Annotated in this window: 11 protein-coding genes and 1 pseudogene; 2 read left to right on the top strand and 10 right to left on the bottom strand. The window is 61.0% G+C overall.

Features of this window, described 5'->3' with window-relative positions:
• Positions 1 to 398 precede the first annotated feature (398 nt).
• Both FHX10_RS07115 and FHX10_RS07110 read right to left on the bottom strand, forming a co-directional pair.
• Positions 399 to 2,549, bottom strand: a complete 2,151-nt coding sequence (locus FHX10_RS07115) for a mechanosensitive ion channel family protein (protein WP_097623436.1) — start codon at positions 2,547 to 2,549, stop codon at positions 399 to 401.
• Positions 2,550 to 2,789: 240 nt separating this feature from the next.
• Positions 2,790 to 4,115: an epoxide hydrolase family protein gene (locus FHX10_RS07110; RefSeq protein ID WP_097623435.1), complete on the bottom strand. Its 1,326-nt coding sequence runs from the start codon at positions 4,113 to 4,115 to the stop codon at positions 2,790 to 2,792.
• 399 nt (positions 4,116 to 4,514) lie between these two features.
• Here FHX10_RS07110 and FHX10_RS07105 point away from each other — a divergent pair, with 399 nt between their 5' ends.
• Positions 4,515 to 5,465, top strand: coding sequence for an alpha/beta fold hydrolase (locus FHX10_RS07105; RefSeq protein ID WP_097623434.1), 951 nt, complete (start codon positions 4,515 to 4,517; stop codon positions 5,463 to 5,465).
• On the opposite strand, the gene FHX10_RS07100 is transcribed toward FHX10_RS07105, so the two are convergent.
• Positions 5,454 to 6,368 carry a LysR family transcriptional regulator gene (locus FHX10_RS07100; protein WP_063475608.1) on the bottom strand — a complete coding sequence of 305 codons (915 nt, stop codon included), beginning with the start codon at positions 6,366 to 6,368 and terminating at the stop codon, positions 5,454 to 5,456. The genes FHX10_RS07105 and FHX10_RS07100 overlap by 12 nt on opposite strands.
• A 112-nt stretch (positions 6,369 to 6,480) precedes the next feature.
• Complete coding sequence (locus FHX10_RS07095; RefSeq protein WP_063475609.1) at positions 6,481 to 7,170, bottom strand: DUF599 domain-containing protein; 690 nt, start codon at positions 7,168 to 7,170, stop codon at positions 6,481 to 6,483.
• A 392-nt stretch (positions 7,171 to 7,562) separates the two neighbouring features.
• On the opposite strand from FHX10_RS07095, the gene FHX10_RS07090 reads away from it, so the two are divergent.
• The gene (locus FHX10_RS07090; RefSeq protein WP_184389185.1) at positions 7,563 to 8,099 is read left to right on the top strand and encodes a PAS domain-containing protein; all 537 of its coding nucleotides are present in this window, start codon (positions 7,563 to 7,565) and stop codon (positions 8,097 to 8,099) included.
• A 142-nt stretch (positions 8,100 to 8,241) separates the two neighbouring features.
• Here the strand turns inward: FHX10_RS07090 and FHX10_RS07085 are convergent.
• The 6 genes and pseudogenes from FHX10_RS07085 to FHX10_RS07060 all read right to left on the bottom strand — a co-directional run.
• Positions 8,242 to 8,660 (bottom strand): annotated as a pseudogene (locus FHX10_RS07085) (universal stress protein); the annotation flags it as partial.
• Between the two features lie 55 nt (positions 8,661 to 8,715).
• Complete coding sequence (locus FHX10_RS07080; protein ID WP_063475611.1) at positions 8,716 to 9,564, bottom strand: fumarylacetoacetate hydrolase family protein; 849 nt, start codon at positions 9,562 to 9,564, stop codon at positions 8,716 to 8,718.
• Positions 9,565 to 9,606: 42 nt separating this feature from the next.
• Complete coding sequence (locus tag FHX10_RS07075; RefSeq protein ID WP_097544287.1) at positions 9,607 to 10,917, bottom strand: MFS transporter; 1,311 nt, start codon at positions 10,915 to 10,917, stop codon at positions 9,607 to 9,609.
• Positions 10,918 to 10,968: 51 nt separating this feature from the next.
• Positions 10,969 to 12,546: a bifunctional 3-(3-hydroxy-phenyl)propionate/3-hydroxycinnamic acid hydroxylase gene (locus FHX10_RS07070; RefSeq protein WP_097623433.1), complete on the bottom strand. Its 1,578-nt coding sequence runs from the start codon at positions 12,544 to 12,546 to the stop codon at positions 10,969 to 10,971.
• Between the two features lie 30 nt (positions 12,547 to 12,576).
• Positions 12,577 to 13,470 (bottom strand): VOC family protein, encoded by an 894-nt coding sequence (locus FHX10_RS07065; protein ID WP_097623432.1) that lies wholly within the window; start codon positions 13,468 to 13,470, stop codon positions 12,577 to 12,579.
• Positions 13,471 to 13,474: 4 nt separating this feature from the next.
• On the bottom strand, positions 13,475 to 14,524 hold the full coding sequence (locus FHX10_RS07060; protein WP_097623431.1) for an amidohydrolase family protein: 1,050 nt from the start codon (positions 14,522 to 14,524) through the stop codon (positions 13,475 to 13,477).
• Positions 14,525 to 14,597 lie beyond the last annotated feature (73 nt).

Here is a 14,597-nt window from a genome sequence, read left to right as displayed (position 1 = left end):
TCATCCTTGCTCCCAACGTTGGCATTGACCAGCACGTCGAGAGGCGAGACTGTCGCATCTCTAACTGGCCCAACTGTCGCATTACTAAATAGCCGCTACACCCAACTGTCGCATAAGATAGATTATGGAACATAAGGATGCCGTTTGATTACAAAGGCATACCTTCTTCATCCATCTCATAGGCCCACTCTTTTAAAATCGGCCTGCTCGAATTTGCGTCTTGACGATCCAGCGCATCGACGAGTTCACCGCGAACGTGACTCATAGAACAGCTGATCCCAGCCAATAGACTCTTTTGAAACCCATGTCTCGGACGGACGCGCACTTGGCGGCAACGTGCGGGTCAGAGTGTTGCTCGACGGGATTCGGCGGAAGCTCACCTGATCCGCTCGCCGTTGCTATTCCTCAAGTGTCGAGATGACTTTCGATGGTCTTTGCAGCTCCGAGGCGGCAGCGGTTGCTGCTGCATCGGCGGGGCCGCCGGAAACATGAACGGTCGGCGTTGCAAATTGAATGCCCTTTTCCGCGAATGTTTTCTTGAGCATGGCGAGCGCCTTTCGGCGAACGCCGAACTGTTCGCCGGGCTTCGTCATGAACTTCAGCCGAATCTGCACACCGTAATCCGCCATCTGCTCAATCCCCTGCATTTTTAGGGGTTCGATGATGTTGGGCCCGAGTTCGGCATCTTCGAGAAGCTCAACGCCGATGCGCTTGATGGTCTTGCGGACCTCCTCAAGGTCGCTGTCATAGTTCAGGGTGAGCGTAATGATATCGATGACCCAGTCGCGGCTTAGGTTTTGCACCGCGCCGAGTTCCCCGAAGGGAACGATGGTGACCGGACCGCGATGGTGTCGCAAGCGGATCGATCGCAACGAGAAACCTTCGACAGTCCCTTTATATTTCGCCGCCTGGATATATTCGCCGATGCGAAAGGCATCGTCGAACAGATAGAAGACGCCGGAGATGATGTCCTTGACGAGTGTTTGGGCACCGAAGCCGACGGCTATGCCGACGACACCGGCGCCCGCCAGCAGCGGTCCGATCTGAATGCCTACGGCATCCAGGATCATCAGGAAGCCGACAGCGCCGATCGCCAGGAAGAGTACATTGCGAAGAATGGGAAGGAGGGTATTCAACCGCTGACGCCGGCGCGCGTCGGGTCCCTCCTGATGTCCCGCCTGCACGCTTCGCGACGCCATCGCCATCTGACTGTCGATCAACGTGCTAGCGAGCTTCCAGATAACGTCGGTCACTAGCAGCACGATAACGATGCGAATTCCGGCGCGGATCAAACGCGTGGTCACCGTTTCGGCAGCGGCAAGGTCACTGAGATTGACATTCCATGCGCGGGCAATGAGCAGCGCAGCGACCACGATGAGAGCGTTCCGCAGCGTTTGCATGATAACGACGGACCATCCGACGATGGCCGGATCCTCGACCGCCTGCCCCTCCCCAGATTGAATAATGCGACGAATGATATCATGAGCCACCGAAACGGTCAGCGGCAGAAGCGCGATGACGACCACTGTCCAGAATGCACCGCGGAGACCGGAAACCCATAACAGCCACGAGAGCAGGATGCTCGCGCTGAAGCCAACACAGACCAGCCGGCTCACGGGTGGCCCGTCAGAACGATAGTGCCGCAGCCAGATCATAACGATCAAAGCGATTGAAACGACACCAAGCCATGCTGCGGTAAAGAGGTCGACCAAGATGGGTGAAGCTCGGATCGTCCCGATCACTTCAATGGTGGCCCAGCCAGCCGCCAGCACTGCGACGATTGCGAGGAGCCAGTAGTACCAGAACCAGGCAAGTGAGGTGACAAGCGTCAGAAGCCGCATATGCGGCAGGCGGGCGCCTGGCGCGATGACAATACGGCCCACGAGCACGCCAAGGCGCACCATGAGCGCGGCCGATAGCAGGATGAGCGCAATATCGCGAAACACGGCGGGCCATGGAAAGAGGATAAACGCGCCGAGGCTTCCGATCAGGTAACCGGCCAACGCGAGAAGACCCATTGAAAGCCGGGCTGCGTGGAGCTTGATCCGTTGCCGGACGGTGCCGGCGGGCGCGTTCAGCACAAAATGGAGCAGCCCTCGCCCTGACCACCAGGCCAGGCGCTGCGCAACGAACCCGCCGGCGACGAAGAGTATGACCGCCAAGATCAGGCCGACAGGTTCGATACGATCATCCGTTTGGAAGACCCGGATCGCCGACTGGATCTGCCCGGGAAGAGTTGGAACGGCATCGACGAGTGTGAGCAACCTCTGGCGCAAATCCTGTAGTGACGTCGCAATCGACGTCGGTGCCGCCTCTTGCGAGACTGCTACCGGCTGCGCCGCTTCCTGATTGCCCGGAACGATCCGATTGACCAGCGCTCGTCCGGAATCATCATTCGGCAATTCGATAATAACCCGGATCGGGGCCGAGGAATTGGTCGGCTCAGCCGCCGATGCGAGGTTTGCGCTCGCGAGCAGAAGCGTTGAAAATACCAGCGTCAGGAATGCGCACATTCTGTGGCGGGGATGACGGTCGTCGTTGATGCGCATGTGGCCGTGGTCCCTGCGACGTTGTCGTCACTTTTGCTGGGTTGGTCGAAACTTCGGACTTTGTGAAGCGTTGCACGACCAACGTCAATCGACGAACCGGTCTCGGGGCGCAGACTGCGAACCAACGGCCAGAAGGCGCTAGAGCATTTACGTTTTTCTCCCAATCACGGAAATGCTCTATCTCTTTGTTTTCACGCAATTCCGGAGGCAAAGCCGCTACGCACTTTTGCTGGAATTGCTCTAAGATCGCAAGCTTCTGAACCCTGCCCTGGTCTCCTGGCTGAAGAGTTCCGGCTCCTCCCAGGCGGCGAAGTGACCGCCCTTGGAGGCGCGGTTGTAGTAGATGAGCGTCGGATAGGCCTTGGACAGCCACTGCCTTGGCGGCTTGTAAACCTCTCCGGGAAACACCGTGACCGCCACCGGCACTTTGACGGGCGTGAGCTTCGCGCCCGACATGGCGTTTTCCCAATAGATGCGGCCGCTGGAGGGGCCGGTGTTCGTCAGCCAGTACAGGGTTATGTTGTCGAGAATGGCATCCTTGCCAAGCGCCTGTTCGGGGTCGCCGGCGGTAAACACCCAGTCGGCGATCTTGTCGTAAAGCCAGGCGGCAAGGCCGACCGGAGAATCCGCAATGCCGTAACCGATCGTCTCCGGCCGTGTACTCATGATCGCTGCGTAGCCAAAACCGTTGTTGAGGAAATCTCGAGCCTCGTCGAAGACGACTTTCTCATCCGCAGACAGGCTATCGGGCGCCGGCCCTCCATTTTTAAGCGCCTGGGCCGCGTCTGATGGGAGGGTCGTGGCACGTTCGACCCTGTTGACGTGGATCGCCAGCAGCCCATCGGGTGCCAGGCGACCCAAGGCGTCGCTGATGATTGCCCCCCAGTCGCCGCCCTGCGAGACATAGCGGTCATAGTTCAGTCGCTTCATCAGCACGTCCCAGGCAGCAGCGATCCGCTGAGGGTTCCAACCGGTTGCAGCAGGCTTTCCGGAGAAGCCGAATCCCGGGATCGACGGGATCACCAGGTGAAAGGCATCTTCCGCCGCGCCTCCATGCGCCGTCGGATCCGTGAGCGGCCCGATAACGTCAAGCAGTTCGAAGACCGACCCCGGCCAGCCGTGGGTCATGATCAGTGGCAGCGCGTTTTCGTGACGGGAACGGACATGGATGAAGTGGATGTCCAGTCCGTCGATATTGGTGAGAAACTGCGGGAAACTGTTCAGCCTGCTCTCCGCCTTCCGCCAGTCGTAGGACGACTGCCAGTAACGCACCAGTTCCTTCATCCTGTCGGGTTGGACGCCCTGCGAACGATCCATGACGGTTTCGCCGTCGGGCCAGCGCGTCGCGGCAAGACGCCGCCTGAGGTCTGCGAGCGCCGCCTCGGCGACTTCGGCCTTGAACGGTTGGATCTCCCCGGGTGTGGCGGCGACGACATCGGCAGCATCCGATGTGGGTGGAAGGAGAGCGGCAGACATGCCGGCCGCGGCAACCGCTAACAGCAGTGAGCGTCGTGACATATGTCCATGTTTCAGGGCGTGGCTATGCTTCAAAGAGGTCAGTGCCATGACACGTGTCCTTTCATGACATCGAGAGCCAACGGAGAGATATTCGACAAGGGCAAGCCCCAGATGACCACATAGGTCGCCACCTCGGACGCCCTGCCCTCGTCGATACTTCTTGCTGACGGGCGTTGAACCTAATCGGTTCGCGCTCCTCGTGCTCGTATTCGAGGAGTATCAGTTCTTCCTTATATTGTCGCGGTCGGCTGCCGGCGGCACCCCGGAAAAGTGAGAGGCACCCTCTCGTTGGAATATCCGCCTTGGGCAGCCGCGTTGCAGCGCCGCCGCCATCGAGAGGGTGCCTCTCACTTTCTCCGGCTACCGCGCGCTGACGCCGTGCTCAATTGTGTCAGGAGACAGCCGGCTCTGGGCTTTGGCTGACCGCCGTTCAGGAAAGGACCTCCTATGTCTAGGGACAAACCCGCAAATACGGCTGCATCGGTCGCAACAACTCCGACTTCCCGCACGTCTGAAACCATCGCTTCCCGAGAGGCCGCGCACGACGCCGTCGACTTCATCGAGATCGATGAGATCCTGACGCTGAGAAGGATGATTGTCCGAGCCCCGGCGCCGAAAGGCACCGTGCTTTTCCTGCATGGGTTTCCGGAAACGCTGACGGTCTGGAAGGACATCGCGACGATGCTTGCTCGCGACTACGACGTCCATGCCTTCGATTGGCCGGGCTACGGGCAGTCGTCGCGCCCGGTTCCTGAATTCTTTTCCTACGCGCCGAAGGCGTATGCCCAGGTGTTGAAAGCCTATCTCGAGCGGGCAGGCATCGACCGGTCGAACCTCGTGATCTATGCGACTGACATCGCCGCCCTCCCCGTTCTGTTGCTCGCTCTCGATGAGCCGACGATCGCCAGGCGGATCATCGTCGGAGACTTCGCGCCGTTCGACCGGCCGCAATACATGTGGGAGAACCTGCAGAACCTCAAAGCCGAGCCGACCGCCTCGCCGACGCGCGCCTACATGAACAAGACGAGCGACGAGATCCTTCAGAACGTGCACAGGCGCGGCCTCTCCCCCGCTGAGCAATTCGATCTACCTGTCGACGTCCAGCAAGACATGGCTCGCTCCTGGAGCCTCGACGGCGCGACGGCGGCAGATGCCTTCGCCCACTACTACGCGAATTTCACACGTGACCAGAACTTTCTCGAGGCCAACCTCGACCGGCTGAAGACGCCCGTGAGGGTGATCTGGGGCGAGAAGGACATCTACATCAGAAGCGAAATGGGCATCGAGTTCGCCGCCAAGATCGGTGCAAAAGTCGATACCCTGCCGGGCATCGGTCATTTCCCGCACCTTCAGAATCCGAAACAAACGGTTGAGGAAATCCACGCATCATTCAGATAATATTTGATTATCTTTATGGTTTGTCTGCACCCGCAACCGCGGCAGCGCCCAGTCGACGAAAGCCCGTACCTTCAAGGCGAGAAGCCCCTGGCGCGCGTAGACGATATGGATGGGCTGCGGTGCGCCGTCAAAGTCGCGCAAGATGGGAATGAGCGCGCCGGACGCCAGTTCGTCCGAAACCTGATAGTCGAACAGCCGCGCGATCCCTGCCCCGCCGACAGCCGCCGCAACACAATTCGCCGCGGTATTCACTTCCAGCCGGTTGCGGGGCACGGCCTCCATCGGCGTGCCGTCGACGTCGAATGTCCAGAAGAATGTCCGCTTGTTGAAGATGATCCCGTCGCGATGGATGAGATCGCCGGGACGCTCAGGCATGCCATGCCGCTTGATATAAGTGGGGCTCGCGCAGGTCAGCAGCCGGAACTCCCCGACCTTGGCGGCATGGAGGGAGCTGTCGGCGAGGTCGCCGAGACGGATCGCGATATCCACCTGCTCGGAGACGAGATCCACTGTGCGGTCGAGCGACAGAAGGTTCAGTGACACCTCCGGGTACTTCTCCATGAAGCTCAGCGCGACCGGCAGGACGTATCGGCTACCGTATTCGACCGGCGTCGTGATCGTCAGCACGCCTCGGGGCGTCTGGTATTCCCCGGACGCCCTTCGCTCGGCCTCCTCCAGATCCGCCATGATCTTTCGAGCCGCATCGACATAGTCGCGTCCGGCGTCCGTGAGCTGAAGATTGCGGCTGGTGCGGACGATGAGGTTCGCCCCAAGATGTCGTTCGAGCTCGGCCACCTTGCGGCTGACGCTCGGCAGTGGCGCGTTCAGCTTCCTGCTGCCGGCTGAGATGCTCCCGGCGTCGACGACCGCCAGCAATATGCGCATTGCTTCAAGACGATCCATCAGCCGCCGCCCATGAGATACCGCTTCTGTTTATTGTCGTACGAGTGTCGGACGTTCGCAACGTCCTCAACCGCACGCCCGCCAGATTACCACCTTGCGCCGAGCCGCAGGCCTAGTCGAGCAGCTTGCGTATGGCCATGATCCCCTTTGCCGCATCCGACCAGGACTGACGCCAGATCAACACGCCGACACTGAGGATGGTGGCGACAATGAACGGTATTGGCCCGATGAACCAGAACGCGGCTGCGACGGTGAAGTAGTAGGATCGGACGCCGACGCTGAACGATCGAAGCGCAGGGTTCAACACCAAAGTCAGAGCATTCGTCCAGCCGACAATGTCCCTGTCTTCATCGCGAGAGGGGCTCGCCCCGATCGCCGCCAGGCAGTAGTTGATCTGCCGGACCGCCCATATGAAATCGGATAGGCCCCGCAGCAGCGTCGCCATGATCAGGAGGACCTTGCACTGGAAAAACCAGGCGGGGTCCTGAGCCGCAAACATCGCAATCAGGCCACCCGATCCATAGTTCGGTTCCATGAAAAGCGCGCCGCTCAGCCCAACGATGACGATGAGATTGGCCGAGCCGAAGAAGGATGCCGAATTGATCGTGTGCCCGAGGATCGCGGCGTCGCCGATAAAGTTGTTGTCTCGCGTCAGCACCTCCCGCATCCAGGCCGCGCGAATGCGCACCATATCGACGGAAAGACTATCATTCTTCCTCGGCCACCCCACGGCCATCAAAGGCTCGACCGCCACCCAGACAAGAAGAAAGAAAACAATCGCCGCGACGTTCAGAAAATCCATGGTGCCCCCGAACTTTACGTGGATTTTCTGAAACACTACTTCGCGGCAGCGGCAGCTCCAAGCACGTATCGCCGCTCCCCGGGGTTCTTTCCGCCGGTTCCGCTGCCCGCCGGACGTGGGCTGCGGGCGATGTGCGTTCAAGCCTGCCATTCATCCGCCACAGATTGACCCCATCAAACATGGATCGCTGCCAAGCAAGGAAACGCTAGTCGGCGCTTGGAACCTCCCTGCTGTTGCGTCCGATGGAAACGCGGCTAAGATCTAAGATCTAAGATCTAAGATCTAGGATCGAGGGTGAAATGGTCGACCGCTTTGATCGAGCGTGTCGTATTTTTTCAAGAGCCGGGTGACGGGTTATTTGGCAGCATTGGCGAGCAGACTGGGGATGGCGAATGAACCTTGTCGACGGAGCTTTTGGAACCTCCGAATTTCCTCTCTCTGAAGAGGCTGGCATCTTCACCTGGGTGTTGGCGACCGACACGGTTTATGCGGATACGGCGCTGGCAAATCTCTTTGGCCTTGATCCGGAAGAGACCATCGCGGGGCTGCCGGTCATGCGATATCTCGACCGGATTCACCCGGACGACAAGCCATCCGTGGCCAAGGCGATTTCAGAATCGGTGATCACAGGAAATCCGTACCGCCATGACTACCGGGTGTTTGACCGAAGCGGGCAAATGGTCACCGTGGCCGCCTTCGGCCGGTGCTTCAGGGATGAAGCCGGAAACCCGTCGCAATATGCGGGCATCGTATTCCCGACGAACGAGCACATCCACCAAGACCACCAGAAGGACCAATTGTCTGTTCACTGCCGTGAGGCGCTGAAAATTGCGCAGTCATCCGGCCTGCAGGCGACGGCCAATGCGCTTGAAGCAATTCTCAAAGAGCTTGCCAAGCCGATGCCTTCGGACTTCGCGCAGATTCATTGAATCCTCCCAAGCGTTCGTTGTCGCATCCGACTCTCGGTGATCGCTATGGTTTGTGCGAGCCTTGCTTACCTCCCGTGCAAGGCGCTCTTCTCCAGGAGTGATCGATGTTGCAGTCATCGGCAATGCCTTGCGCGCATTGTAATCAGTGGCAAAGAAGGGCGGGCATTTCGAGGCGGCTCAACAGCGACCGTGTGACCCCTCCGAGACGAATTCGCGCAGTCTCGAATGACCGAATGCGCCCGCGACGAGTAAATCGGCCTTGCGTTCTGGGGCCATCGATTGAATGACGCTGGCTGGCGAGTCTCCCTTCGCTTGCATGGCCACGACGTCGACGGCAAAACCAGCTTTGCCGAATGCCGACGCAAGGTGGTCTCGACTGCGCTCGTCAATCTGCTTGTCGTCGGTGACGGAAATCAGGACAACGCGCGAGGCCTGTTCCAGAAGCAATCTGGCGCCTGTCAATGCCCTTGCGGCAGTGGCTCCTCCGTCCCAGACGACGGCGACAGCATCGATGCGGCCGCAGCAATTGTCCGTTGGCTGTAACGCAGCCAACGGGACGCCGACGGACGAGTCAGATGTTCCTCACTGCCGAGGTATCGCGGCACGCCGACTTTCGTCAGCACGTCTCGTCGACGATTGGATTGCGCAGGCTGCCAAGCCGATCGACCTCGACTTCGACCACGTCTCCCGGCTTCATCCAAAGCGGCGGATTGCGCTTGGCGCCGACCCCACCCGGCGTACCGCTGACGATGACGTCGCCGGCTTCGAGCCGGGTGAAGGCGGAGCAATATTCGATCTGGCGCGCAATATCGAAGATCATCTGGCTGAAGGTCGCGTCCTGCACCACCTCGCCGTTCAAGCGCGTCTGCAGCCGCAGCTCGCCAAGCGGGCCGAGTTCGCCCGGCGTCATCATCCATGGACCGAAGGCGCCGGTATCTGGAAAGTTCTTGCCCGGGGTGAACTGGTGCGTATGTCGCTGGAAGTCGCGGATGCTGCCGTCATTGTAGCATGCATAACCGGCGACATGGTTCATGGCTTCGGCGTACGGAATGTAGCGGCCGGGTTTGCCGATGATGACGGCCAGTTCGCCTTCAAAATCGAGTTCGGTCGAGACCTTCGGGCGTATGATCGGAGCGAGGTGTCCTGTCTGGCTATTGGCATAGCGGGCGAAGATGGTGGGGTTCTCCACCTCCGAACGGCCGGTTTCCTTGCGATGCATTTCGTAGTTCAGGCCGACGCAGAGGATTTTGTCGGGATTGGGAATGACCGGCAACCATTCGACCGCGTCGACAGGCGTGGCGGCCGCGGCAGCAGCGGCCTCGGCAACGCCGTCAAAGCCAGCAGCGACAGCCGATTTGAGGTCGGCATAGCGGGCCGAGAGCGCGGCGCCGACATCGAGGAAGCGTTCGCCTTCCACGACGCCCCAGGTCGTTCGGCCGGCGATCTTGACGGTGGACAATCTCATGACTTCTTCTCCTGTCTGTGATCAGAATTTCCTGCGCGCCGTTCAGACCCGCTGCATTTGTTCGGTGAAGCGCGTCATCCTGCCGAAGCGCTCGATGGTGCGGTCCGGGAAGATCAGCGCGAAGGCGGAAATTGCACCAATGATGAGGATGCCGGCGGTGAACAGCATGGCGTTCGCATAACCGGCAGCCACATGGTCGGGTCCTGCGGCCTGCACGATCATGCCGGTGACGGCGTTTGACGCGAGTGCGGAGATGGCGTTCGCCGAATAGATCACGACGATCAGCCGGCCGCGTTGGGCGGCGGGCGCCACGCTGCCGAGCGTGATCGGGCCGTAGATCGTCGTCAGGCTCGGCGCGGCAAAGGCGATCGCGATCAGTACCAGTTGCAGCGGGCCGCTCACATGAACGGAGGCGATGAGCGCCACGCCGCTGACAAGCAGTGCGTAACCAGAGGTGCTGCCGAGCGTCGTGCGCTTGCTGACGCCACTCTGCAGCATCCGCTGCGCAATCCATGAACCGACGAGCAGCAACGGAGACTGGAAGATGTAGACGGCCGAGATGACTGAACCGGTCTCAGTCTGCGAATAGCCGAGGCCTTGCTGCAGGAAGGGTGGCAGCCAGGTGGCCGACATGCCGACGATCCAGTAGGACATGGTGGACATGATGATGACGCCGATCACGGTCGGATCGAGCCAGAGCTTGCGGGCCGGAACCGGCGAATCTCCGACAGTGGCGCGAACTTTTTCATTCTCCGTGCCCGCATGCGGCCCTTCGCCGCCGATGAGCAGCCAGGCCGCGATCCAGACAATGCCGATGAGGCCGCAGAACAGGAAGCCCGAACGCCAGCCGTGGCTGACGATGATATAAGTGAGGATCGGACCGCCGGCGAGCAGGCCGACGCTGATGCCCTGCAGCACGACGGCGCTCGGCACACTGCGCTTTTCCGGGCTGAACCAGTTATGGCAGGCATGCAATGCCGTCGGCAGGCCGGGTCCCTCGCCAAGGCCGAGCAGGATGCGGCAGGCGATCAGGACCGTCACCGAACTGGTGAAATAGATCGGGATCTGGGCGATCGACCAGATCGCCGCCAGAATGACGAGGATCCACTTGACCGGCATGCGGCCGATCACGAAAAGGCCGACAAGGACGCCGGAGATCGAAAACAGCAAAAAGAAGCTGCTGCCGATCAGCCCGAACTGCTGTGGCGAAATCCCAAGCTCCTTCATCATCGGCACCGCCGACAGCCCGAAGACGAGCTTGTCGAAAAAGTTCAGCGTCTGGAACAGAAAGAGAAGGGCAAGAACGGCAAAGGGGCGCCATTTGCCTGAGGTAACAGTGGTTGGTTCGGTCATATCTTCCTCCCAGAAACCGATTGAACTTCAATGTGTGACAGGCCCTGCTCTTCAGGCGAGGCGAGCATGCAGATCCGCGATCTGCTGGCGAAGCGCCTGAACGTTCTGGGCAGCGCCGAAAACATAGTGGTCAGGACGCACCAGTGCGGCGATTGCGCCATGCCGGTCGAACCAAGCGGAAAGCACGCCATCCTTCTCGCGAAGGGCCGAGGGATCGACTGTCTCCGCACCTTCAGGGACGACGGTCTTGATCACGATCCCATCGATCTCCCCGGCAAATGCTTCTCCCTCCCCGGCCCCGATCCGGCGGCCGTCGAGGATGAGCCGCCAATTCGGGCCGGTGAAATGATCCAGCAGGCGCGTGGAAGCGCCTTCGACGATGGCGGGCTGCGGAAAGAGCAGCCCCCGCGCCGACGTTCCCGCCGCGGCAAGCAGACCTTCTTCGATCGGCGGAACGATTTCCTGGCGGGTAATGGTCGGCGGCTTGCCGCCGCCCTCGGCGAGAATGCGAGCATCGCGCGCGGCCGCTGCCGCCGGATCGCGTTCGCAGATCATCTGGCCGATCGCCTTGATCTTGCCGGTCAGGGTCTGCACGTGGCGCTTGCGCTCGACCGTATAGGTATCGAGCAGCGCTTCCGAGGATTGTCCCGTCAGCACGCGGTCCAGCCGCCAGACGAGATTGGAAACGTCGCGCAAGCCCTGGCACATGCCCTGCCCGATAAAGGGCGGCTGCTGGTGAGCGGCATCGCCGGCGATCAACACCCTGCCGCGGCGCCATTCATCGGCCACCAGCGCATGGAAGCGATAGGCAGCGGCGCGCCAGAGTTCGCCCTCTTCTGACGTGAGCCAGGGCGACAGCAACCGCCAGACGTTTTCGGATCTTTCCATTTCGCGCGGATTTTCGCCGGGCAGCAGCATGATTTCCCAACGGCGATGGTTCTTCGGCCCCATGATATAGCTGGTCGGCCGCGAGGGATCGCAGAATTGCGCCGAGGTCTGCGGCAGCTTGGTGAGTGCGGCATCATGCACTTGCACGTCCACCACCAGCCAGGGCTCGTCGAAGGTAAGATCCTCGAGCGTCATGCCGGACAGTTCGCGAACCCGGCTCGAAGCGCCGTCGCAACCGACCAGGTATTTTGCCGCGACCGTCCGGGACTTGCCGGAGGCGTCCCTCAGCGTTGCAACGACCTGATCGGCCTGCGGATCGAGATCGGTCATCTCGGTTCCGAGTTCGACCGTGACGCAATCGAAGCTTTCGGCATGCCGCCTGAGCACGGCCTCGACCGGAGGCTGGGTGAACACCATGCTTGGCGTGTAGCCGAGCGGATAGGGCGCGGGCACCATGTCGATGCGGCGAATGAGTTGCCCCTGTGCGCCGAAGTGCTGGGAAGCGGTGAAGGGCGCGATATGGGGCAGTACGTCGTCGGCGATGCCCATATTGTCGAAATGGCGCAGGATCTCGTGGTCGATGGCAATGGCGCGGGGCTTGTCATAGATGTCAGTCAGCCGGTCGACGATAAGAGTGGAATGACCGCGCGCGCCCAGCATGCCGGCAGCCACGGCGCCGGCCGGGCCGAAGCCGACCACCAGCACGTCATAACGATGGGAAATGTTGTTCTCGCTATTCAACGGAATGCCTCTGCTATGATGATGGCCGCGTCAGGCGCCGGAAAATCCGATGGAAATCTGTGCCTTCTTGCAGGCGTCGCTCTTGGGGGCGGCGATGCCCCAATGATCGGTGCGGCCCGGCGGCCAGACCCATTCGTCCGGACCCCGCACGCGATAATCATCGTCCACCTCCAGAACCTCAGCGGTGTATTCGACCACGACGCCCTGCGGATCGACGAAGTAAGCAAAGACATTGTCGCCCGGCCCGTGGCGGCCGACGCCCCAGCCGATCGGGTAACCGTGATCGACCACCCGGCCGGAGCCGCGCATGACCGATTCGAGATCGGGCATGAGGAAGGCGATATGGTTCAAACCGTTCACCGGCGCTTCCGCCAGCACGACGGCGTGGTGATCGTCATTGCAGCGCAGGAAGGCCATCAGCTTCGACCGGTCGGTCAGGCGGAAGCCCAGGACATCGCGGTAGAAATCCGAAAGGGCCTCGATGTCAGCGCTGTTGATATTGACGTGCGCGAGGCGTTCCGGCCGGTTGGCGACGACTGTGCCCGCCTTCCTGTCGTCGCCATAGACGAATTCCAGCACCGAACCCTGCGGCTCCCGAACGACGAAGCGCTCCCCGCCGGACGGTGCGTCGGCAGGTCCCGGCTCACGCATCGTGACGCATCCCGCCGCAACGGCCTTTGCAAAAAGCGACTTCAGATCTTCGGCGGAATGGACGCGGAACGTGATCTTGCGCAGTTCCGAGCGGTCGCTCGGCTTCAGTTCCAGCACATGGAAATCGTCGCCGGTCGCGGCGAGGAAAACCTTGCCGCCGGCTTCGGCGACCACGTCCAGTCCCCAGACCCGGCTATAAAAATCGACGGATGCAGCCAGGTCGGGCGTGCCGAGTTCGACGCTGCGCAGGGCGGTGACGGGAAAGTCGGACATCTGATCAAACCTCATCCAGGGCAAGGAAGGCCTGCGCGTTCCTGAAGGACAGCCGTTCGCGCAGTCCTGTGTCGGCGAAAGCGGCCTCGATGCGCGCAACGGGCTGCTGGTCGCGAAAATTGAAGGGGTAGTCCGTGCCGAGCAACACGCGTTCCTCTCCGAAAACTGAAACCAGGCGGCGCAGCGTGTCCGTATCGAAGACGAGAGAGTCGACGTAGAGCCGGCGGGCCTGTGCCGAGGGCGGTTCAGCCATCGTTTCCTTCAGAGCCGGGAAAGCCGCATAGCCCTGCTCCAGCCTCGGCAGAAGCGAGGCGAGCGTGCCGCCGCCATGGCTGAAGGCGATCCGTAGTTGGGGGAATTTCAACAGCAGCCCACCGGTGATCACCGAGGCCGCGGCCAGCCCCACATCGGTGGGATAGCCGAGCACCTGCTGAAGCGGCGCCGGCCCGACGAGCCGGTCCATGCCGGCCGGTCGCACCGCATGGACGAAGACGGCCGCTCCAAGCTTCTCTGCTTCCGCAAAGAACGGATGGAACCTGGGATCGCCGACCGGAACGCCATTTATATTGCTGCCGATCTCGACGCCGCGAAAGCCTGGGGTACTGACCGTGCGGTGCAGCTCGGCGATAGCAAGGTCGATATCCTGCAGGGGGACGCCGGCCAGCCCGACGAAACGCCCCTCTCCTTCCGCAACGAGTGCTGCAATCGCGTCGTTGACGTGACGGAGGAGGTCGTTGGCCGCGTTGGTTTCCATCCAGTAGCCGAAAAGTTCCGGCATGGGTGAAAGTGCCTGAAGCCTTATGCCGCTACGGTCCATGTCTTCGAGCCGCCGTTCGGCGACCCAGCAGGCGTCGCTGACCGTGCGATAGGGCTTCTCGTCGATGACGACGGTGGCATGGCAATCGCCCGAGGCGACCATAGAGGGAAAGCCGCGCACCGGCGCGCCACTAGCCGGCAGCGGAAAACGTGCCGGCACGACATGGCAGTGAATGTCGATGCCACAGCAGCCGCAACCGCTGTCGAACCGCCCTGCGCTTTGCTTGCCTACGCTCACGCTGTCCTCCTGTGCTGCTTTCGAATAATATCCATAAACGCTCGTGTAAAGTAAAAATTTATAAATTTTACGA

Origin of the sequence: Rhizobium sp. BK591 (genome assembly GCF_014195045.1) — a bacterium.
Classification (GTDB): domain Bacteria; phylum Pseudomonadota; class Alphaproteobacteria; order Rhizobiales; family Rhizobiaceae; genus Rhizobium; species Rhizobium anhuiense.
This window is presented reverse-complemented; position numbering and strand designations above follow the sequence as displayed.